This is a genomic window from Sphingomonas sp. Leaf9 (assembly GCF_001421355.1).
Classification (GTDB): domain Bacteria; phylum Pseudomonadota; class Alphaproteobacteria; order Sphingomonadales; family Sphingomonadaceae; genus Sphingomonas.
Genome location: NZ_LMKC01000003.1, coordinates 165243 through 188606 on the forward strand (window position 1 = coordinate 165243; position 23364 = coordinate 188606).

Here is a 23364-nt window from a genome sequence, read left to right on the forward strand (position 1 = left end):
TTCCGGCGGCATCGCGCAGGCGGGTTGGACAGGAATATGCGGGTGTCATGGGGCAGGGCGGTCTGGGCGGCGCTGGCGCTGTCGGCGGGCGGTATCGCGTCCGCCAGCGCGCAGGTCGCGGCACCCAGCGTCGAACGCGCGCCGGGCAATGTCGAACTGCCGGAGGTGGAGGCGCGTGACCCGCTGGTCCTGCAACTCGCCTATACCGGCGATATCCTGTCGTCGGTGGCGGGGGGCAAGCGGCGCGGCACGCGCTGGATCAATAATGTCAGCGCGATCGCGACGGCCGACCTCGACGCGCTGGGCGTGGCACCGCGCACCACCGTCCTGGTCCACGGGTTCTACAACAACGGCGCCAGCTTCAGCGGTGATCTGGTCGGCGACGGACAGATCGTGTCGAGCATCGAGGCGGGCGTGCCGCTGTTCCGCGTGCTGGAGGCGTGGGCCGAACATCGTGGGCCCGACGATCGCTGGTCGGTGAAGGCCGGGCTGTACGACGTGAACAGCGAATTCGACGCGCTGCAGACGTCGCTGCTGTTCGTCAACAGCGCGTTCGGCATGGGCACCGAACTGGGCGCGTCGGGTGCCGGCGGCCCCTCGACCTTTCCCAGTACCGGGATGGCGATACGCGGGCAGGTGAAGATCGGCGACCGGGTGACCGTGCGCGCCGCCGCCGCCGATGGCGTACCCAATGATCCCGCTCGCCCGCGCCGGATGTGGGTCGGACTGGCCGGGCGCGACGGTGCGCTGCTGATCGGGGAGGCCGATGTCGAGCTGGGGGTCGTCCGCCTGCTGGCGGGCGGATGGCATTATTCCGCGCGCAGCGACGACCGGTTCGACGCGGGCAGCGCGGCGGCGGTCGTGCGCCGCGCGCATAATCAGGGAGCGTATCTGCGCGGCGAAGCGCAGTTGAGCGGCGACCGCACGCGGGGAATACGCGGCTTCTTCCGGATCGGCACAGCCGACGACCGGGTGAACATGTTCGGCGGGTTCTCGTCGCTCGGCGTGGTGGGGCATGGCTGGGTGCCCGGTCGGCCGGACGACGATACCGGCATCGCCATCGCCTATGCCGGCGGCAGCAGCGCGATGCGCGCGCTGGTCCGCGCCGACTATGGCACCGCCCCGCGCGGCGAGGCGGTGATCGAGCTCAACCACCGGCTGGCGCTGACCGACTGGCTGGGGGTGCAGCCGCACGTCCAGTATGTGGTCTCGCCGGGGCTCGATCCCACGGTCGGCAATGCGGTGGTGCTCGGGCTGCGGCTGACCGCATCGATCGCCGAATGACCACGCGGCGCCGGGCATGATCGTTCGGCGCAGCATGCGGGGCGGTCACCGCTGGGTCGGCCTGATCGTCGGGCTGCTCGCCGCCTATATGGCCGCCACCGGCGCGATGATGGCGCTGCGCCACGATCCCGCGCTCGCCGGTGGCCGTGCTCCAACGCGGCACTGCGCCACGCCCGATGCGCTGGCGCACGCCGTGGCCGTGGCATCGGCGCGGCACCCCGGCGTGGCGTTCGATACGCTGTGGCTGCGCGCCGATCCGGTCGAGCCGCTGTCGATCCGCTTCGTCGATGCGGTGCAGGTCGATGTCGATCCCTGTTCGGGTCGGCTGCGGGACGTTCGCTCGCGCTATGCCGGATGGGACGGGATCGCCGAATATCTCCACCGCCTGATCTTTCTGGGGATCGAGCCGGGCAAGGCCGTGGCCGGCAGCGTCGCGACCGCGCTGTCGCTGCTGGCGGTGACCGGTCTATGGCTCTGGTGGCCGCGTCGGCGGGGGGCATGGGGATCGGCGCTGCGGCCAGCGCGTCTGCCGAAGGGGCGGACCCGGCGGCGCGCGCGCCACGGGCTGGTCGGGACGGCGGTCCTGCCGCTGGCGCTGCCGATCGCGCTGGCGGGGATGACGCTCGCCTTCCCCGCCGTCGCCGACCTGCTCTACCGCGCGACCGGCAGCGTGGCGGCGACCAGGCCCGTCGTGCCCGCGCGATCGGGTCCGGTCGCTTATGCCGAAGCATGGCGCGGCGTCCTGTCGCGGCTGGGCGATGTGCCTGCGCAGGCGATGATCCGCGCGCCCAAGGCACCGACGGCAGCGATCGAGATCAACCTGCACGATCCCGACGCGCGCAATCCGGAGGGGCGGCAATATTTCTTTGCCGATCCCGGCGACGGCCGCATCCTGCTCCATCGCCGCTATGCCGACACCCCCGCCGGCGCGCGCCTCTATTACTGGGGCTATGCGGTGCATCAGGGGAAGGTCGGCGGGATCGCCGGGCTGGTCGCGACGCTGCTGACGATGGCGGGCATCGTCTATCTGGCGATCAGCGGGCTGCGCAGCTGGCTGGCACGCCATCCGGTGCCGTCGCCCCGCTTCGTCCGGATGCGGATCGTGGAGGTCGTCGACGAATGCGACGGGGTAAAGGCGTTCCGGCTGGTGCCGGTCGACCCCGGCCCGATCGCCGCCGCCACGCCCGGCGCGCATGTCGCGGTGCGACTGTCGGACACGCTGCTGCGGCACTATTCGCTGACCAATGCGCCGGGCGAGCGCGACGATTACCGGATCGCCGTGCGCGCCGATCCGTCGGGGCGCGGCGGGTCGCTGGCGATGCACGGGCTGGTCGCCGGGGCCGAGTTGCTGGTCGCACCGCCCGCCAACCACTTTCCGGTCGTCCGCGGCACCCGCCACGCGGTGCTGGTCGCCGCCGGGATCGGCATCACCCCGATCCTCGCCATGGCCCGCCATTTTCGGGCGAAGGGGATCGCGTTCGAGCTGCACTATTTCGGCCGCACGCGCGAATCGATGCCGTTTCGCAGCGTCATCGCCGCCGAACTGGGCGATGCCGCCACGCTCCACATCGCGCTGTCCCGCACCGAACAGGCCGCACGCATGGCCGCGATCGTTGCCGCCCCGGCACGCGGACGCCATCTCTACAGCTGCGGTCAGGTCGCGTTCATGGACGCATTGTTCGATGCTGCCCGCGCCGCCGGCTGGCGCGATGGGGCGCTGCACCGCGAAGCCTTTGGCGTGTCGGCACAGGATGCCGCGCCGCCGCGCGCCTTTGTCGCGAAGCTGGCGCACTCGGGCCGGCGGGTGCCGGTTCCCGCCGACCGGTCGCTGCTCGACGCGCTGGCCGATGCGGGGGTGCGGATCGACCGGTCGTGCGGCATGGGGGTGTGCGGTGCCTGTCTGGTCGGGGTGGTCGACGGCGCGATCGAGCATCGCGACGCGATCCTGTCCCCCGCCGATCGCCGCTCGGGCCGCTGGATGACCGCCTGCGTATCGCGCGCGGGCGGCACCGATCTGACGCTCGATCTGTAATCCGTGGCATGTCGCATGCGGCAGCATCTGCCGTGCGGCATAAAGATACCCCGATGGCTGCGTTTTTGGCACGATCCCCTTGTCCTGCGGCGCTAAGCTGTCGGCCATGGTCACCGACGTTCCGGGCAGCGCCCACGCCACCAGCTTTCACATCGACGGCCGCTGGGTCGACCGCAGCACCGCCCCGCGCTGCGCCGTGGTCAACCCGGCCAGCGAAAGCGCGATCGGCGCCATTGCGATGGGCGACACCGCCGATGTCGACCTGGCGGTCGCCGCCGCGCGCCGCGCATTTGTCTCGTTTTCGGAAACCTCGGTCGCGGATCGCATCGCACTGCTGCAGCGGATCGCCGATCTGCTGGAGGAACGCGCCGAACGCTTTGCGCAGGCGATCTCCGCCGAAATGGGCTCGGCGATCGCCTTTGCCCGCGCATCGCAGGTGCCCGCCGGTATCGCCCATGTCCGCGCCCAGATCGAGGTGCTGGGCAGCTATCGCTTCCTGCGCGAAGAGGCCGGCTTTGCCATTGCGCGCGAACCGATTGGCGTCGCCGCGCTCATCACGCCGTGGAACTGGCCGCTGTACCAGATCACGGCAAAGGTCGCCCCCGCGCTCGCCGCCGGGTGCACCGTCGTCCTGAAACCCAGCGAGCTGTCACCGTTCAGCGCGCTGTTGTTTGCCGAGGTGATGGCCGATGCCGGCACGCCGCCCGGTGTCTTCAACCTGGTGAACGGCACGGGCGAGGTCGTCGGCGCTGCGCTGTCGTCGCATCCCGATGTCGACATGGTATCGATCACCGGTTCCACGCGGGCGGGGATGCTGGTCGCGCAAGGGGCGGCACCGACCATCAAGCGCGTCGTGCAGGAACTGGGCGGTAAATCGCCCAATGTCTTCCTCGACGATGCCGATTTCGACACGGCGGTGGGCAAGGGCGTGCTGTCGGCGATGCGCAATGTCGGCCAGTCGTGCAGCGCCCCGACCCGCATGATCGTCCCCGTAACGCGTCTGGCGCACGTGGAGGCGCTGGCCCGCGCGGCGGCGGAGGCCATCGTCGTCGGCGATCCCGCCGATCCGGCGACCGCGATGGGCCCGATCGCCAATCGCGCCCAGCATGACCGGGTGCAGGCGATGATCGCGGCGGGCATGGCGGAGGGCGCGCGGCTGGTGTGCGGCGGTCCCGGCCGGCCGAACGGGCTCAATCGCGGCTATTTCGTGCGCCCGACGATCTTTTCCGACGTCAGCCCACGGATGCGGATCGCGCAGGAGGAGATCTTCGGCCCCGTCCTGTGCATCCAGCCCTATGACGATATCGAGGATGCGGTGCGCATCGCCAATGATACGGTCTATGGCCTGGGCGCGCATGTCCAGTCGGCCGATCACGACCGCGCCCGTGCCGTCGCGCGCCGGATTCGCGCGGGGCAGGTGCATATCAACTATCCCCCCTGGACCGCGCACGCCCCGTTCGGCGGCTATCGCCAGTCGGGCAATGGCCGCGAATATGGCGTCCACGGCCTCGACGAATTTTTGGAGACGAAGGCGATGCTCGGCTATTGAGCCGCGCCGCCTGTCGCAGGAGCCTTTCGATGCGCGTACCGCTCACCCCTGTCGAATCCTCGCCCGCGCTGCCGGCGGAAGCGGATGTCGTCGTCATCGGCGGCGGCATCATCGGCGCATTCACCGCCTATTATCTCGCCAAGCGAGGCCTGTCGGTTATGCTGCTGGAAAAGGGGCGGATCGGCGCGGAACAGTCCAGCCGCAACTGGGGCTGGTGCCGCCAGCAAAATCGCGACGCGCGCGAACTGCCGATGGCCACCAAGTCGCTCGACCTGTGGGAGCAGTTCCAGGCGGAAACCGGTGAGGATGCGGGCTTTCGCCGCTGCGGCCTCCTCTATCTCAGCCGCGACGAAGCCGAGATCGCGACGTGGGCGCGCTGGGGCCAGTTCGCGCGCAGCGTCGATGTCGAAACGCACATGCTGACCGCCGCGCAGACTGCCGAGCGCAGCAATGGCATTGATGGCGCGTGGAAGGGCGGGGTGTGGTCGCCGACCGACGGCACCGCCGACCCGTCGCGCGCGGCTCCCGCCGCTGCCCGCGCCGCCCAGCGGCTGGGCGCGGCGGTGGTGCAGGATTGCGCGGTGCGCGGGCTGGAGACGAGCGGCGGGCGGCTCTCGGCGGTCGTCACCGAACGCGGCACCATCCGCACCCGTACCGCGATCCTGAGCGCAGGCGCATGGGCGTCGTCCTTCTGCCACCAATATGGCATCCGCTTCCCGCAGGCGACGATCCGGCAGGCGGCGCTGTCGGTCGGTCCCGGCGATGGCGACCTGCCGCCCGCACTCCATACCAGCGAGGTATCGGCCACCCGCCGCGTCGATGGCAGCTACACGCTGGCGATCAGCGGCTTTGGCCGGGTCGATCCGACGCCGCAGCTGCTGCGTTTCTCACCCCAGTTTATCCCGATGTTCCTGCGGCGCTGGCGCAAGCTGCGCCCCGGCGGGGTGCAGGGCGCGCGCGCCGGGCATGAGACGCTGGCGAAATGGCGGCTCGACCGCCCGACGCCGATGGAAAAGACCCGCATCCTCGACCCCGATCCCGATCCGGCGGCGATCCGCATGACGCACGAACGCGCGCTCGCGTTGATGCCCGCACTCAAAGGGCGTCCGGTCACCGCGCGCTGGGCGGGCTATGTCGACAGCACACCGGACGGCGTACCCGGCATCGGCGAGGTGGAGACGATCCCCGGCTTCGTCATCGCCTCGGGCTTCAGCGGGCATGGCTTCGGCATCGGGCCGGGCGTCGGCCACCTGCTGGCCGACATGCTGACCGGGGCCGAACCGATCGTGGACCCGAAGCCCTATCACCCCGACCGATTCCGCGAATCCGCCTGGGGCAAGGTCGCCGATTTCTGATCGGCGCCGGCTCCGGCGGGTGCTTTTCGTGTCGGGCGCAAAATACCTGCTTTACACCGGCGATTCGCTCCCCTAGACGCCACCTCCTCGCTAGAGAGCGGGTGTAGCTCAGTTGGTTAGAGCGCCGGCCTGTCACGCCGGAGGTCGCGGGTTCGAGCCCCGTCACTCGCGCCATCCTTACCGGATCGGCGCTACCGCCAGCGGCCTGTTTCCATCCACAACAGCATCCGTCGCATCGGTAGCACCCATAGCCACGCGATGCCCGCCACGACGTAGAACACGAGCTGCACCGCCCAGTGCCAGCCGCCGACGATCGGCGACAGCATCGCCACCGCGATCGCCCACAGCGTCAGCATCAGCAGGATCGCCAATACCCCGGCGGGTTTGCGCCATGTCGGCTCGTTCATGGGCATTCTCCGGTCAGGAACAGGTCGGTTTCGGTGACGATCGCGTGCAGCGGCACGTCCCACGGGTCGCACGGCAGGGCGTCGACGTGCTGCACCGACCACGCGATACCGATTCGCAGTGCATCCGGCCAGCACGCGAACGCCCGGTCGTAATGGCCCGCCCCCTGGCCCAGCCTGTTGCAGGCTGCATCGAACCCAACCAGCGGCGTCAGGATGATGTCCGGCGCGACCGCCGGCGATTCGGCCCCTGGCTGACGCAGCCCGAATGGCCCGTCGTGCATGGTATCGTCGCTATGGAAGCTGATCGGCGATTCGCGGTCGATGACCACCGGCCATGCCAGCCGCGCGCCCGCCGCCCGCGCCGCCGCATCGAACCGCGCCGGATCGGCCTCGCCGCCGATCGGGACATAGCTGGCGACGATCATGCCGGGTCGCAGCGCAGCGAGGAACAGCGGCGGCGGGGCAGGGGGCGTCGGCCCGCCCGCAACGAATGCCCGTCGCCGTGCGCGCAGTTCGGCGCGAAGGATACGCTTGTCGGTCATGGAAATGGGGTGTGGCGGAACCACCATGGGCCGTTTGCCGCGTTATCCACTGACGCACGGTACGTCAGGTGGGGATCATGTACGTCAGACCAGGATCTGCGCAGGGACAACCCCCATGGATGAAGAAATAGCCTCAGGGATTATGCAAGGCTCGCACCGGGCAGTCCCGCCGACCCCTATTTAGGCGTCGGCAGCTGGTTCCTCAAGGGCGGATGCGACGGCTTCCAACCGTTCGGCGATCCGGTCGAGCAGTTCGCCGGTTCCGTCCGCGGTCGCCGCCGGGGCCTCGCGCTCCGACAATTGGTCGGCCAGGATCAGCGCGATGTAGAGCAGGGTCCGCTCCGACGACCCGCCCGATGCGTGCTGCACGGCGGGGGCGTGGCGTTCCAGCATCGCGCCCAGCGCGCGCAATTTCGGCTCCTCCCCGTCGCGGCAGCCGACCTGATGGCTGCGGCCGGCGATGGTCAGCGTGATCTGGCCCATCAGTCGGCGTCCGCTTCGCGCGCGATCACCGCGTCCAGCGCGCCGATCGCATCGCCGATCCGGGTACGCAGCGCGGCGTGGCGTGACGACAGCGCACGAGTCGTTTCGCCCTGGGCCTGTGCCGCGCGTTCGATCCGTTCCAGCGCCCGTTCGATCCGCGCGATGGTGGCGGCATGGGGTGTGTCGCTCATCGGAGTTATCGATCCTTGCTAAACATGTTAAACAAACCTCGGGTTTGGCGGTTGACTGAACGGCGCGACGGTTCCAAAGGCTCGCGCGACCCTATCAGCGCCCAACAGGAGTGCGCGTGACCATATCCCAGCTCGAACTCGCCAACGCCATCCGCGTTTTGTCGATGGACGCGGTGGAGGCCGCCAATTCGGGGCACCCCGGCATGCCGATGGGCATGGCCGATGTCGCGACCGTCCTCTGGTCGAAATTCCTGAAGTTCGACCCGGCCGATCCGCACTGGGCCGACCGTGACCGCTTCGTCCTGTCGGCGGGCCATGGATCGATGCTGATCTATTCGCTCCTCCATCTGACCGGCTATGCCAAGCCGACCCTTCAGGACATTGCGAATTTCCGCAAGCTCGGCAGCCCGTGTGCCGGCCACCCGGAGAATTTCGAACTGCCCGGCATCGAATGCACCACCGGCCCGCTGGGGCAGGGCCTCGCGATGGCAGTCGGCATGGCGACCGCCGAACGGCACCTGAACACCGTGTTCGGTGACGGGCTGGTCGATCACCGCACCTGGGTGATCGCCGGCGATGGTTGCCTGATGGAAGGCATCAACCACGAGGCGATCGGCCTTGCCGGCCACCTGAAGCTCGGCCGCCTGAACGTCCTGTGGGACGACAACCGCATCACCATCGACGGTTCGACCGACCTGTCGACCAGCGAGGACGTGGCCGCCCGCTATGCCGCGACCGGCTGGCACGTCGTCGCCTGCGACGGCCACGACTTCGCCGACATCGAACGCGCGCTGACCGAAGCCGCCGCCGACCCGCGCCCGTCGCTGGTCTGCTGCCGCACGGTGATCGGCAAGGGTGCCCCGAACAAGGGCGGCAGCCACAAGGTCCACGGTTCGCCGCTGGGCGCCGACGAAATCCTCGCCACCCGCGCCGCGCTGCTGTGGGAGCATGAGGCGTTCCACCTGCCCGAAAAGCTGACCGATGCATGGAAGGAAATCGGCGCACGGGGCCAGTCGGTCCATGCCGACTGGAACAGCCGCCTGTCGGCACATGCCGACCGCGCCGAGTTCGAGCGCCGCATGGCGAACCAGCTCCCCGACGGCTGGTCGCTGAAAGCCCATATCGACGGCCTGATCACCGAGCCGAAGAAGATCGCGACCCGCGTCGCATCCTCGCTGGCCCTTGAAGCGATCAACGCCTCGCTGCCCGAAACCATCGGCGGCTCGGCCGACCTTACGCCCTCGAACAATACTCAGACCAAGGCGCTGACCCCGCTGACGGCCGAGGATTATTCGGGCCGCTACATCCACTACGGCATCCGTGAATTCGGCATGTCGGCGGCGATGAACGGCATGGCGCTGCACGGCGGCGTGCTGGCCTATGGCGGCACCTTCCTGGTCTTCGCCGACTATGCCCGCCCCGCGATCCGCCTGTCGGCGCTGCAGAATGCCGGTGTCGTCTATGTCATGACCCACGACTCGATCGGTCTGGGCGAAGACGGCCCGACCCACCAGCCGATCGAACATGTGATGAGCCTGCGCATCATCCCCGGCCTCGACGTGTATCGCCCCGCCGATGCGGTCGAGACGGCGGAATGCTGGGAACTGGCGGTACAGCGTCGCGACGGCCCGTCGCTGCTCGCCCTGTCGCGCCAGAACCTGCCGCAGCTTCGCACGGAAACGGGTGAGAACCGCAGCGCCAAGGGTGCCTATCGCCTGAAATCGGCCGAAGCCGACCGCCGCGTCATCCTGATCGCAACCGGTTCGGAGGTCGAGATCGCCGTCGGCGTCGCGCAGCAGCTGGAAGCGAAGGGCATCGGGGCCGATATCGTGTCGATGCCGTGCTGGTCGCGCTTCGATGCGCAGGACGCGGCGTACCGCGAGGACGTGCTGCCGCACGCCCGCCCGGACGAGATCCTGCGCGTGTCGATCGAGGCGGGCACGACCGTCGGCTGGGAACGCTACACCATGGTCGACGGCCTGCGCTTCGGCATCGACCGGTTCGGCGCATCGGCCCCGGCCGACAAGCTCTACGAATATTTCGGACTGACCGCCGATGCCATCACCGCAAAGGTGCTGGCGCGGCTTGGCAACTGAGGAGACGCGGATATGACGAAAGTAGCGATCAACGGGTTCGGGCGCATCGGCCGTCTGGTGGCGCGCGCGATCCTCGAACGCCCCGATAGCGGGCTCGAGCTGGTGACGATCAACGACCTGGCCGACGCGAAGTCGAACGCGTGGCTGTTCAGCCGCGATTCGGTCCATGGCAAGTATCCGGGCGACGTCGCCGCCGAAGGCGACGATCTGGTCATCGACGGCAAGCGCATCCGCGTGACTGCCGAGCGTGACCCGGCCAACCTGCCGCACAAGGAACTGGGCGTCGAACTGGTGCTCGAATGCACCGGCTTCTTCACCGACCGTGACGCCTGCCAGAAGCATATCGATGCCGGTGCCAAGCGCGTGCTGATCTCGGCCCCGGGCAAGAATGTCGACCTGACCGTCGTGTACGGCGTCAACCACGACAAGCTCGAAGCCGGCCACACGATCGTGTCGAACGCGTCGTGCACCACCAACTGCCTGGCCCCGGTCGCCAAGGTGCTGAACGATTCGATCGGCATCGAACGCGGCCTGATGACCACGATCCACGCCTATACCAACGATCAGAAGATCCTCGACCAGATCCACCCCGATCTGCGCCGCGCCCGTGCCGCTGCGATGTCGATGATCCCGACCACCACCGGCGCCGCCCGCGCGGTCGGTGAAGTGCTGCCCGAACTGAAGGGCCGTCTCGACGGTTCGGCGGTGCGCGTGCCGGTGCCGGACGGCAGCCTGGTCGACCTGACCTTCACCCCGAAGCGCGACACGACCAAGGATGAAGTGAACGCCATCCTGAAGGCCGCAGCGGAATCGGGCCCGCTGAAGGGCGTGCTGGTCTTCTCGGACGAACCGCTGGTGTCGATCGACATCGTGCACACGCCCGCGTCGTCGACCGTCGACAGCCTCGAAACCGCCGTGCTCGACGGCAAACTGGTCCGCGTCGTGTCGTGGTACGATAACGAATGGGGCTTCTCGAACCGCATGGTCGACACCGCGACCGCGATGGCGAAGCTGGGCTGATCCCGGTGGCGGGCGGTATCCTGAAGGGCATCGCCCGCCACGCTTTTTCGCGCGGGCCGATCGAGCTGGTCCAGGCGGTGCGCGTCACCGTCGAAACCGGCATCGACGGCGATTTCCGGGGCGCGCTGAAGCCCGGCCGCAACAAGCGGCAGGTGTCGCTGATGGAAGTCGGCGACTGGGCACAGGCGATGACGCTGATCGGCCACGACCTGCCCTGGTGGGAACGCCGCGCGAATTTGGCTGTAGAGGATTTCGACCTTCCAAAGATCGCCGGCGTGCGCATCCGCGTGGGCGAAGTGCTGCTCGCCATCACCAAGGAATGTGACCCGTGCAGCCGCATGGAAACCATCGCCGAAGGCCTGCGCGCGGCGCTCACCCCCGACTGGCGCGGCGGCGCGCTGGCGCAGGTGATCGAAGGCGGCATGATGCGCGTCGGCGACCAGATAAGAATTGAAACCCACGCCCCCGTTCGTGCTGAGTAGGGACTGAGCTTGTCGAAGGCCCGTATCGAAGCATCCTTCGATACGCCATTTCGACTTCGCTCAATGGCTACTCAGGAGGAGCGGGTGGCCAAAAGGAGCGAAGACATGAGCCGTAATTTCAAGACGCTCGACGACATGGGCGACCTCACCGGCAAGCGCGTGCTGGTCCGCGAGGACCTGAACGTGCCGATGGCCGATGGCGCCGTCACCGACGACACCCGCCTGCGCGCCACCATCGGCACCGTCACCGAACTGGCGGATCGCGGCGCGATCGTCCTGATCCTCGCCCATTTTGGCCGTCCCAAGGGGCAGCCGAGCCCCGAATTCTCGCTGTCGCAGGTCGTCCGGCCGCTCGCGTCGGTGCTCGGCCGCGAAGTCCGCTATGTCGACTGGGAAGGGGCCGAGGCGAATGTCGCGACGCTCAACCCCGGCGACATCGCCGTCCTCGAAAACACGCGCTTCTTCGGTGGTGAGGAAAAGAACGACCCGGCGGTGATCGACCGCTTCGCGTCGCTCGGCGACATGTACGTCAACGACGCCTTCTCGGCCGCCCACCGCGCCCATGCCTCGACCGAGGGCCTTGCCCACAAGCTCCCGGCGTTCGCCGGGCGGCAGATGGAGGCGGAACTCGACGCGCTGGACAAGGCGCTGGGCAATCCACAGCACCCCGTCGCCGCGGTCGTCGGCGGGGCGAAGGTGTCGTCGAAGCTCGACGTGCTGAAGCATCTGGTCGGGCAGGTCGATCATCTCATCATCGGTGGCGGTATGGCCAACACCTTCCTCGCCGCGCGTGGCGTGAACGTCGGCAAGTCGCTGTGCGAGCATGACCTGACCGGCACTGCCGACGAGATTTTCGACGCGGCGGAAAAGGCCGGCTGCACCATCCACCTGCCGTATGACGTGGTGGTCGCCAAGGAGTTCAAGCCGAACCCCGCCACCCGCACCGTCAACGTCCACGAAGTCGCCGCCGATGAAATGATCCTCGACGTGGGGCCTGCCGCGACCGAGGCACTGGGCGACGTGCTGAAGAACTGCCGGACGCTGGTGTGGAACGGCCCGATGGGCGCGTTCGAAACCCCGCCGTTCGACGTGGCGACCGTCGCGCTCGCGAAGACGGCGGCGGCGCTGACTGCCGATGGCTCGCTGGTATCGGTCGCGGGCGGTGGCGACACCGTCGCCGCGCTGAACCAGGCCGGGGTGAGCGACCAGTTCAGCTTCATCTCGACCGCCGGTGGCGCGTTCCTCGAATGGATGGAGGGCAAGGAGCTGCCCGGCGTCGCCGCGCTGATCCGCTAAACCCGCCACCCGATCCACGGTACCCCCGCGCAGGCGGGGGTCCAGGGCGCCGGACGCTACGCTGCGTTGTCTGGCTCTGGACCCCGCCTGCGCGGGGGTCCGGCGTTTTAGGGCCTGCACACCCAACAACAGACTTGATCCAAATCCCAACCGCGACTACCCGTTCAACACGTTAAACGAAGGGTAGGGCGTTGCTAGGGGTACGACTCGACACCGAACTGGAGGAGCGGCTCGCCAATGTCGCCCGGTCGCAGGGGCGATCGAAAAGCGACATCGCCCGCGATGCCGTGCGCCGCTATGTCGAGCTGCACGACGAAGCCTTTCGCGCCGAAGCCCGCCGTCAGTCCGAACGTGCCGCGGCGCGTGACGACGGTGCCGACTGGGCATTCTTCGACCGGGTGGAAGCGGAGGATGGCCGGTGGAGATAAGGCGCGGCATGATCGTGCTGGTCGAGGGGCCGGGCGATCTGGCGGTGAAGCGCCGCCCCTTCCTGGTCGTGCAATCCGATCTGTTCAACGAAGCGCACGCCTCGGCCACGCTCGTGCCCATGACCAGCCTGACCGGCGGCGAGACGCTGTTTCGCGTGCCGTTTCCCGTGTCCGACACGACCGGCATATCGGTCGAGAGCGAGGCGCAGGTCGACAAGATCAAGACGCTGCGCCGCAGCCGCATCGTGCGGGTTCTGGGGCAGGCGGACGCCACATCGATGGAGCAGGTGGACCAGGCGCTCCGGCGCTGGCTCGCGCTCTAGACGCAACGCTTCAAACCTAAGGGGTCGAACATGAACAACGCCGACATGACTGCAAAGATTGCCGACGGACACGGGTTCATCGCCGCGCTCGACCAGAGCGGCGGTTCGACGCCGAAGGCGCTGAAGGGCTATGGCATCGACGACGGCGCATGGGGTTCGGACGAGGAAATGTTCGGCCTGATCCACGACATGCGCGCGCGCATCATCCTGTCGCCTGCCTTTTCGGGGGACAAGGTGATCGGTGCGATCCTGTTCGAACGCACCATGGACGGGCAGGCGGGCAGCAAGCCCGTGCCGCAGGCGCTGGCCGACAAGGGCGTCGTGCCCTTCCTGAAGATCGACAAGGGGCTGGAGGACGAAGCGAACGGCGTGCAACTCATGAAGCCGATGCCCGACCTCGACGCGCTGCTGGCACGCGCCGCCAAGCTCGGCATCTTCGGCACCAAGGAACGCTCGGTCGTCAACCTCGCCAATGCGAAGGGCATCGCCGCCGTGGTCGAGCAGCAGTTCGAGATCGCCGATCAGGTGCTGTCGCACGGCCTGATGCCGATCATCGAACCGGAAGTGAACATCAAGAGCGCCGAACGGGCAGAGGCCGACCAGATCCTGCTCGACGAGACGCTCAAGGCGCTCGACGCGATGACCGGCGATGACAAGGTGATGCTGAAGCTGTCGCTGCCCGCCAAGCCCGGCCTCTTCCAGCCGCTGGTCGACCACCCCCGCGTGCTGCGCGTCGTCGCGCTGTCGGGCGGGTTCAGCCGTACCGAGGCATGCGCCGAACTGGCGAAGAACCCCGGCATCATCGCCAGCTTCAGCCGCGCGCTGCTCTCCGACCTGCGCCACCAGATGACCGACGCCGAATTCGACGCAGCGCTGGGCCAGGCGATCGACGAAATCCACTGCGCCTCGACCGAAAAGACGCTCGTCGCAGCGTAACGCTTTCCTACCTGCTCCTGAGCATGGCAAAAGGGCATCGGACGCTTCGGCGGCCGGTGCTCTTTGTCATTGTGGCCGATCCGTTCCCTTTCGTCACCCCGGGCTTGACCCGGGGTCCCGCTTCTTCTTCCGCCGCAAGCGACCGGGCAGAACAACTATTGATAGTCACTCGCAACTGCGCACGCGAAACGCGTGCGAGTGTGAACTTAGTGAACTTTGGCCCGCCGAAACCCTTCCACCCGCCGTCACACTGGGGCAGGGAGGGGCCATGACCCTCATCGAAGACCCGCTTGGCCCCCTGTCGCCCGATTTCGCGAAGCAGTTCGTCCGCGATTTCCGCCGCCCGCCGTGCCAGCTCTACCTGATCTCGCCGCTCGACGTGACCGGCGTTTTCCCCGATCGCCTCGCCCGCGCGCTCGATGCCGGGCCGGTCGCGGCGTTCCAGTTCCGGGTGAAGGACATGGACCAGCACGCCGCCGCACGGCTGGCCGAACCGCTGCAAAAGATCTGCGCCGACCACGACGTCGCCTTCATCGTCAACGACAGCATCAGCCTGACCAAGCGGCTGGGCGCCGATGGCGTCCATCTGGGGCAGGACGACGGCGATGCCCGCGAAGCCCGCGACGTGCTGGGCCCCAACGTCCAGATCGGCGTGACCGTCCATGACAGCCGCCATCTCGCGATGGAAGCCGGTGAGGCGGGGGCCGATTACGTCGCCTTCGGTGCCTTCTATCCGACGACGACCAAGCAGGTGACCCACGTCGCCGACCCGGTACTGCTGTCGTGGTGGTCGACGGTGTTCGAACTGCCCTGCGTCGCGATCGGCGGCATCACGCCGGACAATGCCGCCCCGCTGGTCGCGGCCGGGGCCGACTTCCTCGCCGTGTCGGGCGCGGTGTGGAATGGCGACGAAGCAGCGGCGATCCGCGCCTTTGCGGGCGTGCTCGGCAAGTAAGGATCGTCTGCGAAGTCCGGTCGTTATCCATCCTCAACAATGTTGGGGATGGTGTATGAAGCGGTTGGCCTTGGCAGCAATTCTGGCAAGCGGTGTCGCGGTGGCACAGGCGCCTGCGCCCACGCCGCAGGCTCCGGCGATCGACCAGACCATCCTGCACGCGCAGGTACTGCTCGACCGGCACGGCTTCACGACCGGTGTGATCGACGGCAAGGACAGCATGCTGTTCAAGCAGGCGCTGCGCGGGTTCCAGACGGCACGGGGGCTGCCGGTCACCGGCAAGCTCGATGCGGCAACCACCCGCGCGCTGAACCCGAACACGCGCCCGGCCACGGTCACGCTCACTCTGTCCGATCGCGCACTCGCCGGGCCGTACACCAACCCGATCCCGAAGGATTATGCCGAACAGGCTAAGCTGACCACGATCGGCTACCGCTCACCCCTCGAAAAGCTGGCGGAGATGTTCCACACGACGCCGGCCACGCTGGTCGCGCTCAACAGCCGGGAAACGATGCTGCGCCCCGGCACCCGCGTCGTGTTCCCCAACGTCCTGCCGTCGTCGCGCAGCTTTGCCGATACCTGGTCCGGCGACTATCGCCAGACGCTCGCCAACCTCAACGTCGATGCGAACCAGCCCCAGGCCGACCGGGTGGTCGTCGACAAATCCGAGGGCTGGCTGCGCGCCTATCAGGGCGACAAGATCCTCGCCCAGTTCCCGGCCACCATGGGCTCGTCGCACGATCCGCTGCCGATCGGCGCATGGAAGATTCAGGGCGTCGCGCCCAATCCGGACTGGCAGTACAACCCGGCGATCCTGCGCCATGCCGACAAGTCGGACAGCAAGGAAATCGTACCGCCCGGTCCCAACAATCCGGTCGGCGTCGTCTGGATCGATCTGTCGAAGGAGCATTACGGCATTCACGGCACGCCTGAGCCGGACAAGATCGGCAAGACCGAGAGCAATGGCTGTATCCGCCTGACCAACTGGGACGTCGCGCGGCTGTCGCTGATGGTCAAGCCCGGCACCCCGGCGATCTTCCAGCCGTAAGGGGGACGGGGTGAACCGGATCGGCTGGGCATTCCTCGGCATCTTCGTACTGGTCGGCGGCCTGGTGGCGCTGCTGGTCGATTTCGGGGGCACGTCCGCGCCGCCGATCCGGGCCTTTGCCGATGCGCCGATCGGGCTTGCCGCGCCGCCGCCATCGGGACAGCTGGTGCTGCCGGTGCGCGGCGTCGGCTGGCCTGGCATCCGCGACAGTTTCGGGGAGGCGCGCGCCGGGGGGGAGCGGCATCATACCGGGGTCGACATCATGGCCCCCGCCGGTGCCCCGGTCGTCGCCGCGGCGTCGGGCACGGTCGAGAAGCTGTATTACAGCAATGGCGGGGGCGGGGTGACCGCCTATGTCCGCTCGCCTGACCGGCGGCTCAGCTATTACTACGCCCATCTCGCCGCCTATGCCCCGACCTTGCACGAGGGCGGGATGGTGCGGGCCGGCGATCCGATCGGCGCGGTCGGCGACAGCGGCAATGCCGGGGCGGGCAATTTCCACCTGCACTTCGGGATCGAGCGGGTCGAACCGGGGGAGCCATGGTATCGGGGCCGGGCGATCAACCCCTATCCGCTGCTTGCCCGCGGACGGGCGGAGCGGTAAGGGCGCAGCTTCGCTCTTTCCAACAGGTATGGTTCGTCATGAAGATCAGCGGCGTCGACATTCGCCCCGGCAACATCATTGAATATGAAGGCGGCATCTGGCGCGCGGTGAAGATCCAGCATACGCAGCCGGGCAAGGGCGGCGCCTATATGCAGGTCGAGCTGAAGAATCTTCGTGACGGCCGCAAGAACAACGTCCGCTTCCGCTCCGCCGAGAGCGTCGAGCGCATCCGCCTCGATACCAAGGACTTCCAGTTCCTGTATCCAGAAGGCGACACGCTCGTGTTCATGGACAAGATCACGTACGATCAGGTGACGCTGCCCCGCGACCTGCTGGGCGACGCCGCCGCGTTCCTGCAGGACGGCATGGATGTCGTCATGGAAATGTACGACGAGGAAGCGATCAGCGTCCAGCTGCCCGACACGATCGAAGCGACGATCGTCGAGGCCGACGCCGTGGTGAAGGGCCAGACGGCATCGTCGTCCTACAAGCCCGCCGTGCTCGACAACGGCGTCCGCGTGATGGTCCCGCCGCATATCGCCGCTGGGACGCGCATCGTTGTGGACGTGTATGAGCAGACGTATGTAAGGCGGGCGGATTGAGGCGCAGCGGTCGGAGCAAATAGCGAGCGCTATTTGCCCTGACCGCAAGCCCGGCCGGCGCGCGGAACGCGCGACCGACGACGCGGGCTTCGCCCGCGGCGCTGCCAAATAAAAGAACCAACAGGAATCAGAACAATGTCCGCCCAGTCCGGCCTCATCACCGTCCTCGAACGCGCCGTCCGCAAGACCGGCCCGCGCCTGCGCCGCGACTTCGGCGAGGTTCAGCATCTCCAGGTCAGCCGCAAGGGGCCGGCGGACTTCGTGTCGATGGCCGACAAGCGCGCCGAGGAAACGCTGGTCGAGGAACTGCGCAAGGCGCGTCCCGACTGGGGCATGCTGCTGGAGGAAGGCGGCGAGATCGCCGGTGATCCGACCAAGCCGCGCTGGATCGTCGATCCGCTGGATGGCACCACCAACTTCCTGCACGGCATCCCGCATTTCGCGATCTCGGTCGCGGTCGAGGAGCCGAACGGCGTCGGCGGCCGTCCCGAAATCACGACGGCGATGGTCTATAATCCGATCACCGACGAAGGCTTCTGGGCGGAAAAGGGCCGGGGCGCGTGGTTGCAGGGACAGCGGCTGCGCGTATCGTCGCGCCGCGACCTGTCGGAAGCACTGATCGCGACTGGCATCCCGTTCCTCGGCCATGGCAATTTCGCCGAATGGACCCGCATCTTCGGCGCGGTCGCCCCGGAAGTCGCCGGCATCCGTCGCTTCGGTTCGGCGGCGCTCGACCTCGCCTATGTCGCGGCGGGCCGGTTCGACGGGTTCTGGGAATCGGGCCTGAAGAAGTGGGATATCGCCGCCGGCATGCTGTTGGTGAAGGAAGCGGGCGGCTTCGTCACCGACTATCGCGGTGCCGACCGCGCCTATGAAAAGGGTGAGGTGCTGGCCAGCAACGAACAGATGCAAACCCGCCTGCACAAGCTGGTCGCGGGCGCGCTGCGCTGATCCGGCGGGGTGGCGGCGCCGTGCCGCCACCCGCAATGCCCGTTAGAAATCGATCGCCTTCTGGAATTCGCCAAGCAGCGATTCCCACGTGGCGATGTTTGCCTTGAACAACCCGGGCGACATCCCGCCGCTGTCGAGGTCGACATCCATCTCGATTCGCGGGTCCTTATCATCGTCGAGATAGACGCGCGCGAACCGGTGTTCCGCGTTCCACTTGTTCATCGTGTCGACGGTCACGCCCTTCTTGACGAACCCGGCGTAGAACTGGACCGTCTTGCAATCCTTGTGCTCGGTGCAGTTGTAGAACAGGACCGAGAAATCGACCCCTGCCGCGCCGCTCTTGATGATCGGGTCGCCCACATTGTCCTTGGACAGCATCGCGCGATACCCCGCATCGCGCGGCGCCGTCATGACCGTTTCCGGCCTGGTGGCTTGTACCGTCTGCGCAGCGGCAGGCAGCGCGGCGCTCGCGGCGGCTGCCCCAATGGCCAGCTTTACCCATGGGCTCACTTCGCGTTCTCCTCTTTTCAGCCCGCCATGGTTGCGGACGTGTGACGATACGGCACGTCGGTATGGCAACAGGATGAATTGCGAGTGATTCTCATCCTGTTCCGCCCTTGATGCCCCAACGCCATCGTCCTAAAGCCGGCACCATTCATACCGCAACCGCGAGAGACCCCACCTTGGTCGACCTGTCGCAATATCTGCCGATCCTGATGTTCCTGGGCATTGCCCTGGTGCTGTCGACGGCCTTCGTCGTGTTGCCCATGGTGGCATCGCGTTTCACCGGCGCCCATAAGCCGACGCCGGAAAAGCTGACCGAGTACGAATGCGGTTTCCCCGCGTTCGAGGATTCGCGCAGCCAGTATGACGTCCGCTTTTATCTGGTCGCCATCCTGTTCATCCTCTTCGATCTCGAAGCGGCGTTCCTGTACCCCTGGGCGGTGACGGTGTTCGACCTCGGCTGGACCGCGTGGATTTCGATGATGGTGTTCATCGGCGAACTGGCGCTCGGCCTCGTATATGCTTGGAAGATGGGAGCTCTCGAATGGGAGTAGAACTGACCACGCCGCCGCACGGCTTCGGCGCGGGTAACGCCGCCGGTGTCCCGGTACAGGCACCCGATCAGGGTTTCTTCAACGACCTGAACGGCGAACTGACCGACAAGGGCTTTCTAGTCACCTCGACCGAGGATCTGTTCCAGTGGGCGCGCACCGGGTCGCTGTGGTGGATGACCTTCGGGCTCGCCTGCTGCGCGGTGGAGATGATCCACGTCAACATGCCGCGCTATGACATGGAGCGGTTCGGTGCCGCGCCGCGCGCGTCTCCGCGTCAGTCGGACGTGATGATCGTTGCCGGTACGCTTTGCAACAAGATGGCCCCGGCGCTGCGTCGCGTGTACGACCAGATGTCGGAACCGAAATACGTCATCTCGATGGGCAGCTGCGCCAATGGCGGCGGCTATTACCATTATAGCTATAGCGTCGTGCGCGGTTGCGACCGCGTGGTGCCGGTCGACATCTATGTCCCTGGTTGCCCGCCGACCGCCGAGGCGCTGCTGTACGGCGTCATGCAGCTGCAGCGGAAGATCCGTCGTTCGGGGAGCATCGAACGGTGAAGGCACCCGCCCCCCGCTACGCCACCAATGACGGCATCATCGACGCGGCGACCGCCGCGCTCGGCGACATGCTGCTCCATGCGCAGGATCTGGTAGGCGAAGTATCGCTCACCGTCGACCGCGACCGTCTGGTCATCGCGATGGAGACGCTGCGCGACACGCCGGGCCTGAAGTATGAAATGCTGGCCGAGATCGCCGGCGTCGACTACCCGGAGCGCGCTGAGCGGTTCGACGTCGTGTATCACCTGCTGTCGATGACGCGGAACCACCGCATCCGCGTCCGCGTGACGACCGATGAGGAACGGCCGGTGCCGTCGGTCACGGGCATCTGGTACAATGCCGGCTGGCTTGAGCGCGAAGTGTACGACATGTACGGCGTGCTTTTCACCGGCAATGCCGATTTGCGTCGTATCCTGACCGATTACGGCTTCCGCGGTCACCCGCTGCGCAAGGACTTCCCGCTGACCGGCTATGTCGAGATGCGCTATTCGGAAGAGGCCAAGCGCGTGGTCTATGAGCCGGTGAAGCTGGCGCAGGATTTCCGCACGTTCGACTTCATGAGCCCGTGGGAAGGCGCCGAGTACGTGCTGCCGGGCGACGAGAAGGCCGCGACGCCGCAGGTCGACAAGCCAAAGACCTCCGAGGGTCCGGCGCAGACCGGAGCGGGCAAGCCGCATCCGGGCAACCAGCCCGACTCGAAGCCGGTCCATGCCGACGTGCCCTCGCCCGACGCGGGCAAGCCGCCGTTGGAGAAGAAGTAATGGCCGATTACGACCATCAGATCGACGCCGCCAACCCGACGCCCGGCGATGTCGAGATCCAGAACTACACGATCAACTTCGGCCCGCAGCACCCTGCGGCGCACGGCGTGTTGCGTCTCGTCACCGAACTGGACGGCGAGATTATCGAGCGGATCGACCCCCATGTCGGCCTGCTCCACCGCGGCACCGAAAAGCTGATCGAGTACAAGACCTATCAGCAGGCGCTCCCCTATATGGATCGCCTCGACTATTGCTCGCCGCTGTGCATGGAGCACAGCTATGTGCTGGCGGTCGAAAAGCTGCTCGACATCGAAGTGCCGCTGCGCGCGCAGTATCTGCGGGTGTTCTTCGCGGAGCTGACCCGCATCTGCAATCACATGCTGAACCTGGGCAGCCATGTGATGGACGTCGGCGCGATGACGCCGAACCTGTGGATGTTCGAAGTCCGCGAAGACTGCATGGGCTTTTTCGAGCGCATGTCGGGCGCACGGATGCACCATAACTATCTGCGTCCCGGCGGCGTCCATCAGGATGTGCCGCTGAAGCTGCTGACCGACATTGCCGAATGGCTCGACACGCGCCTGCCGCGCCTGTTCGGCGATGCGATCAGCCTGGTCGCGGAAAACCGCATCTTCAAGCAGCGCAACGTCGATATCGCGATCGTCAGCCGTGAGGACGCGGTGCGCTGGGGCTTCTCGGGTCCGATGATCCGCGGCGCGGGCATCCCGTGGGACATCCGCAAGGCGCAGCCGTACGACGCGTATGACCGGGTCGAGTTCGACGTGCCGGTCGGCACGCGTGGCGACTGCTATGACCGGTTCATGGTCCGCGTCGAGGAAGTGTGGCAGTCGGCGCGCATCATGAAGCAGTGCCTGGCGCAAATGCCCGAAGGCCCGATCGCGTCGTCGGATCGCAAGGTCGTGCCGCCCAAGCGCGGTGAGATGAAGCAGTCGATGGAAGCGCTGATCCATCACTTCAAGCTGTATACCGAAGGCTTCCACGTGCCCGCCGGCGAAGTCTATGTGGCGACCGAGAGCCCGAAGGGCGAGTTCGGCATCTACATGGTGTCGGACGGCAGCAACAAGCCGTACCGCGTGAAGATCCGCCCGACCGCGTTCAGCCACCTCCAGGCGATGGACTTCATGTCGAAGGGCCACATGCTCGCCGACATCACCGCCATTCTGGGCGCGATGGACATCGTGTTCGGGGAGTGTGACCGGTGAGCCGTCTCGACACCGTGACGGCGATGATGGAGCGCTACAACGCGCGCGACGCGGCGGGCTATGCCGCGTTCTTCGCCGACGATGGCTGCGAGGCGCAGTATCGCGGCGACGTGGTGCGCGACGGGCGGGCGGGCGTGGAAAGCGGCATGGCGGCGGTCTTCGCCGAATTTCCGCAGAATCATGCCGAGGTGCTGCAATCGTTCGAACTGGGCGAGCGCGTCGTGCTGCACGAGCGCGTCCGCCGCTCGGCCGATGCCGCACCGTTCGACGTGATGACCGTCTATTCGTTCAGCGGCGACAAGGTCAGCCGCGTGGAGTTCATTCGCTGATGGCCGACGCCCCCAACATCCCCGACGAAGCCGAGGTCCGCGCGCGCTGGGGCAATTTCGCCTGGACGCCGGCCAACGCCGAAAAGGCGCGCGAGATCGTCGCACGCTATCCCGAAGGTCGGCAGCAGTCGTGCACGATTCCGTTCCTCGACCTGGCCCAGCGTCAGGTTGGCGCGGAAACGCATACCCAGGGCTGGCTGCCGGTCCCGGTGATAGAATTCATCGCCCGCGAACTGGGCATGGCCTATATGCGGGTGTACGAGGTCGCGACCTTCTACACGATGTTCAACCTCGCACCGGTCGGCCGGTACCATGTGCAGGTTTGCGGCACGACGCCGTGCATGCTGCGCGGGTCGGACGACGTATTTGCGGCGTGCAAGAACCGCGGGCTGATGAAGGGCAAGACCACGCCTGACGGCCTGTTCACGCTGACCGAGGTCGAGTGCATGGGCAATTGCGCCTCGGCACCGATGGTCCAGATCAACGACGATAATTACGAAGATCTGGATTATGATCGCATGACCGTGATCCTCGAGGCGCTGGGCAAGGGCGAAGTGCCCAAGCCCGGCACGCAGGAACCGGGACGTCACACGGTCGAGCCGGTCGGCGAACCGACAAACCTCGCCGCGATGATGACCGAAAATCACGACTATCGCCCGGAATGGGGCAACGCTTCGTGAGGGGCTTGGGCAGCCTGCTGCTGGCGGTCATCGTCGGCATCGTCGTGATAATCGTCGCGCTGAAGCTGTTCATCGGCGCGCTGAAGCTCGTCGGCGTGCTGATCGGGATCGCGGCGATGGTTGCCGTATATTTCATCGCCGAAAAGGCGATCGGGAAGGGACGATAAGG

Annotated in this window: 28 protein-coding genes and 1 tRNA gene; 24 read left to right on the plus strand and 5 right to left on the minus strand. The window is 67.1% G+C overall.

Going from position 1 to position 23364, the window contains the following annotated elements:
- Positions 1 to 42: 42 nt before the first annotated feature.
- The 5 genes from ASE58_RS08670 (at position 43) to ASE58_RS08690 (ending at position 6394) form a co-directional block, all read left to right on the plus strand.
- Complete coding sequence (locus ASE58_RS08670; protein ID WP_162233519.1) at positions 43 to 1284, plus strand: carbohydrate porin; 1242 nt, start codon at positions 43 to 45, stop codon at positions 1282 to 1284.
- Positions 1285 to 1318: 34 nt separating this feature from the next.
- Positions 1319 to 3316 (plus strand): PepSY domain-containing protein, encoded by a 1998-nt coding sequence (locus ASE58_RS08675; protein WP_162233520.1) that lies wholly within the window; start codon positions 1319 to 1321, stop codon positions 3314 to 3316.
- A gap of 106 nt (positions 3317 to 3422) precedes the next feature.
- A complete protein-coding gene (locus tag ASE58_RS08680) occupies positions 3423 to 4865 on the plus strand; it encodes an aldehyde dehydrogenase family protein (RefSeq protein WP_055820055.1) in 1443 nt (480 codons plus the stop codon).
- Between the two features lie 29 nt (positions 4866 to 4894).
- Positions 4895 to 6220, plus strand: a complete 1326-nt coding sequence (locus ASE58_RS08685) for an NAD(P)/FAD-dependent oxidoreductase (protein ID WP_055820059.1) — start codon at positions 4895 to 4897, stop codon at positions 6218 to 6220.
- A 97-nt stretch (positions 6221 to 6317) separates the two neighbouring features.
- Positions 6318 to 6394, plus strand: a tRNA-Asp gene (locus tag ASE58_RS08690).
- A gap of 17 nt (positions 6395 to 6411) precedes the next feature.
- Here ASE58_RS08690 and ASE58_RS08695 read toward each other — a convergent pair.
- The 4 genes from ASE58_RS08695 to ASE58_RS08710 all read right to left on the minus strand — a co-directional run bounded on the left by ASE58_RS08695 (position 6412) and on the right by ASE58_RS08710 (position 7843).
- Complete coding sequence (locus ASE58_RS08695; protein WP_055821014.1) at positions 6412 to 6627, minus strand: DUF2842 domain-containing protein; 216 nt, start codon at positions 6625 to 6627, stop codon at positions 6412 to 6414.
- A complete protein-coding gene (locus ASE58_RS08700; RefSeq protein WP_055820062.1) occupies positions 6624 to 7169 on the minus strand; it encodes a 5-formyltetrahydrofolate cyclo-ligase in 546 nt (181 codons plus the stop codon). The genes ASE58_RS08695 and ASE58_RS08700 overlap by 4 nt, the downstream gene beginning before the upstream one ends.
- 180 nt (positions 7170 to 7349) lie before the next feature.
- Positions 7350 to 7652 carry a cell division protein ZapA gene (locus tag ASE58_RS08705; RefSeq protein ID WP_055820064.1) on the minus strand — a complete coding sequence of 101 codons (303 nt, stop codon included), beginning with the start codon at positions 7650 to 7652 and terminating at the stop codon, positions 7350 to 7352.
- On the minus strand, positions 7652 to 7843 hold the full coding sequence (locus ASE58_RS08710; RefSeq protein ID WP_055755871.1) for a hypothetical protein: 192 nt from the start codon (positions 7841 to 7843) through the stop codon (positions 7652 to 7654). The genes ASE58_RS08705 and ASE58_RS08710 overlap by 1 nt, the downstream gene beginning before the upstream one ends.
- Before the next feature lie 116 nt (positions 7844 to 7959).
- Between ASE58_RS08710 and tkt the strand changes: the two genes are divergently transcribed.
- From tkt to ASE58_RS08770, 12 genes are all read left to right on the plus strand, one after another.
- A complete protein-coding gene (tkt, locus tag ASE58_RS08715) occupies positions 7960 to 9939 on the plus strand; it encodes a transketolase (RefSeq protein ID WP_055821016.1) in 1980 nt (659 codons plus the stop codon).
- A gap of 12 nt (positions 9940 to 9951) precedes the next feature.
- Positions 9952 to 10959, plus strand: a complete 1008-nt coding sequence (gene gap, locus ASE58_RS08720; protein WP_055755873.1) for a type I glyceraldehyde-3-phosphate dehydrogenase — start codon at positions 9952 to 9954, stop codon at positions 10957 to 10959.
- Positions 10902 to 11441 (plus strand): MOSC domain-containing protein, encoded by a 540-nt coding sequence (locus tag ASE58_RS08725; protein WP_327196336.1) that lies wholly within the window; start codon positions 10902 to 10904, stop codon positions 11439 to 11441. The genes gap and ASE58_RS08725 overlap by 58 nt, the downstream gene beginning before the upstream one ends.
- 105 nt (positions 11442 to 11546) lie before the next feature.
- Entirely contained in the window at positions 11547 to 12737 is a 1191-nt protein-coding gene (locus tag ASE58_RS08730) for a phosphoglycerate kinase (protein WP_055755875.1), read from the plus strand.
- Positions 12738 to 12928: 191 nt separating this feature from the next.
- The gene (locus tag ASE58_RS08735; protein ID WP_055755878.1) at positions 12929 to 13165 is read left to right on the plus strand and encodes a ribbon-helix-helix protein, CopG family; all 237 of its coding nucleotides are present in this window, start codon (positions 12929 to 12931) and stop codon (positions 13163 to 13165) included.
- Between the two features lie 8 nt (positions 13166 to 13173).
- Positions 13174 to 13488: a type II toxin-antitoxin system PemK/MazF family toxin gene (locus ASE58_RS08740; RefSeq protein ID WP_156347675.1), complete on the plus strand. Its 315-nt coding sequence runs from the start codon at positions 13174 to 13176 to the stop codon at positions 13486 to 13488.
- 30 nt (positions 13489 to 13518) lie between these two features.
- A complete protein-coding gene (locus ASE58_RS08745) occupies positions 13519 to 14424 on the plus strand; it encodes a fructose bisphosphate aldolase (RefSeq protein WP_055820067.1) in 906 nt (301 codons plus the stop codon).
- A 268-nt stretch (positions 14425 to 14692) separates the two neighbouring features.
- The gene (thiE, locus tag ASE58_RS08750) at positions 14693 to 15379 is read left to right on the plus strand and encodes a thiamine phosphate synthase (RefSeq protein ID WP_055820070.1); all 687 of its coding nucleotides are present in this window, start codon (positions 14693 to 14695) and stop codon (positions 15377 to 15379) included.
- A gap of 55 nt (positions 15380 to 15434) precedes the next feature.
- The gene (locus tag ASE58_RS08755; RefSeq protein ID WP_055820073.1) at positions 15435 to 16427 is read left to right on the plus strand and encodes a L,D-transpeptidase family protein; all 993 of its coding nucleotides are present in this window, start codon (positions 15435 to 15437) and stop codon (positions 16425 to 16427) included.
- A 10-nt stretch (positions 16428 to 16437) separates the two neighbouring features.
- Entirely contained in the window at positions 16438 to 17031 is a 594-nt protein-coding gene (locus tag ASE58_RS08760; RefSeq protein ID WP_055820077.1) for a peptidoglycan DD-metalloendopeptidase family protein, read from the plus strand.
- Between the two features lie 38 nt (positions 17032 to 17069).
- Positions 17070 to 17633, plus strand: coding sequence for an elongation factor P (efp, locus tag ASE58_RS08765; protein WP_055755886.1), 564 nt, complete (start codon positions 17070 to 17072; stop codon positions 17631 to 17633).
- Between the two features lie 135 nt (positions 17634 to 17768).
- Entirely contained in the window at positions 17769 to 18584 is an 816-nt protein-coding gene (locus ASE58_RS08770; RefSeq protein ID WP_055755889.1) for an inositol monophosphatase family protein, read from the plus strand.
- Positions 18585 to 18626: 42 nt separating this feature from the next.
- Here the strand turns inward: ASE58_RS08770 and ASE58_RS08775 are convergent, their stop codons facing one another.
- On the minus strand, positions 18627 to 19094 hold the full coding sequence (locus tag ASE58_RS08775; RefSeq protein ID WP_156347676.1) for a YbjN domain-containing protein: 468 nt from the start codon (positions 19092 to 19094) through the stop codon (positions 18627 to 18629).
- 173 nt (positions 19095 to 19267) lie between these two features.
- Between ASE58_RS08775 and ndhC the strand changes: the two genes are divergently transcribed.
- The 7 genes from ndhC to ASE58_RS17895 are packed head-to-tail and all read left to right on the plus strand — an operon-like array spanning position 19268 to position 23362.
- The gene (ndhC, locus tag ASE58_RS08780; protein WP_055820083.1) at positions 19268 to 19642 is read left to right on the plus strand and encodes an NADH-quinone oxidoreductase subunit A; all 375 of its coding nucleotides are present in this window, start codon (positions 19268 to 19270) and stop codon (positions 19640 to 19642) included.
- Positions 19633 to 20202 (plus strand): NuoB/complex I 20 kDa subunit family protein, encoded by a 570-nt coding sequence (locus tag ASE58_RS08785; RefSeq protein WP_055755898.1) that lies wholly within the window; start codon positions 19633 to 19635, stop codon positions 20200 to 20202. Before ndhC ends, ASE58_RS08785 begins: the two co-directional genes overlap by 10 nt.
- Entirely contained in the window at positions 20199 to 20963 is a 765-nt protein-coding gene (locus ASE58_RS08790) for an NADH-quinone oxidoreductase subunit C (RefSeq protein ID WP_055820085.1), read from the plus strand. The genes ASE58_RS08785 and ASE58_RS08790 overlap by 4 nt, the downstream gene beginning before the upstream one ends.
- Positions 20963 to 22186, plus strand: coding sequence for an NADH-quinone oxidoreductase subunit D (locus tag ASE58_RS08795; RefSeq protein WP_055755903.1), 1224 nt, complete (start codon positions 20963 to 20965; stop codon positions 22184 to 22186). Before ASE58_RS08790 ends, ASE58_RS08795 begins: the two co-directional genes overlap by 1 nt.
- Entirely contained in the window at positions 22183 to 22515 is a 333-nt protein-coding gene (locus ASE58_RS08800; protein ID WP_235511736.1) for a nuclear transport factor 2 family protein, read from the plus strand. Before ASE58_RS08795 ends, ASE58_RS08800 begins: the two co-directional genes overlap by 4 nt.
- Entirely contained in the window at positions 22515 to 23195 is a 681-nt protein-coding gene (locus tag ASE58_RS08805; RefSeq protein WP_055755904.1) for a complex I 24 kDa subunit family protein, read from the plus strand. Before ASE58_RS08800 ends, ASE58_RS08805 begins: the two co-directional genes overlap by 1 nt.
- On the plus strand, positions 23192 to 23362 hold the full coding sequence (locus tag ASE58_RS17895) for a hypothetical protein (protein WP_156347677.1): 171 nt from the start codon (positions 23192 to 23194) through the stop codon (positions 23360 to 23362). Before ASE58_RS08805 ends, ASE58_RS17895 begins: the two co-directional genes overlap by 4 nt.
- The last annotated feature ends 2 nt before the right edge of the window (positions 23363 to 23364 follow it).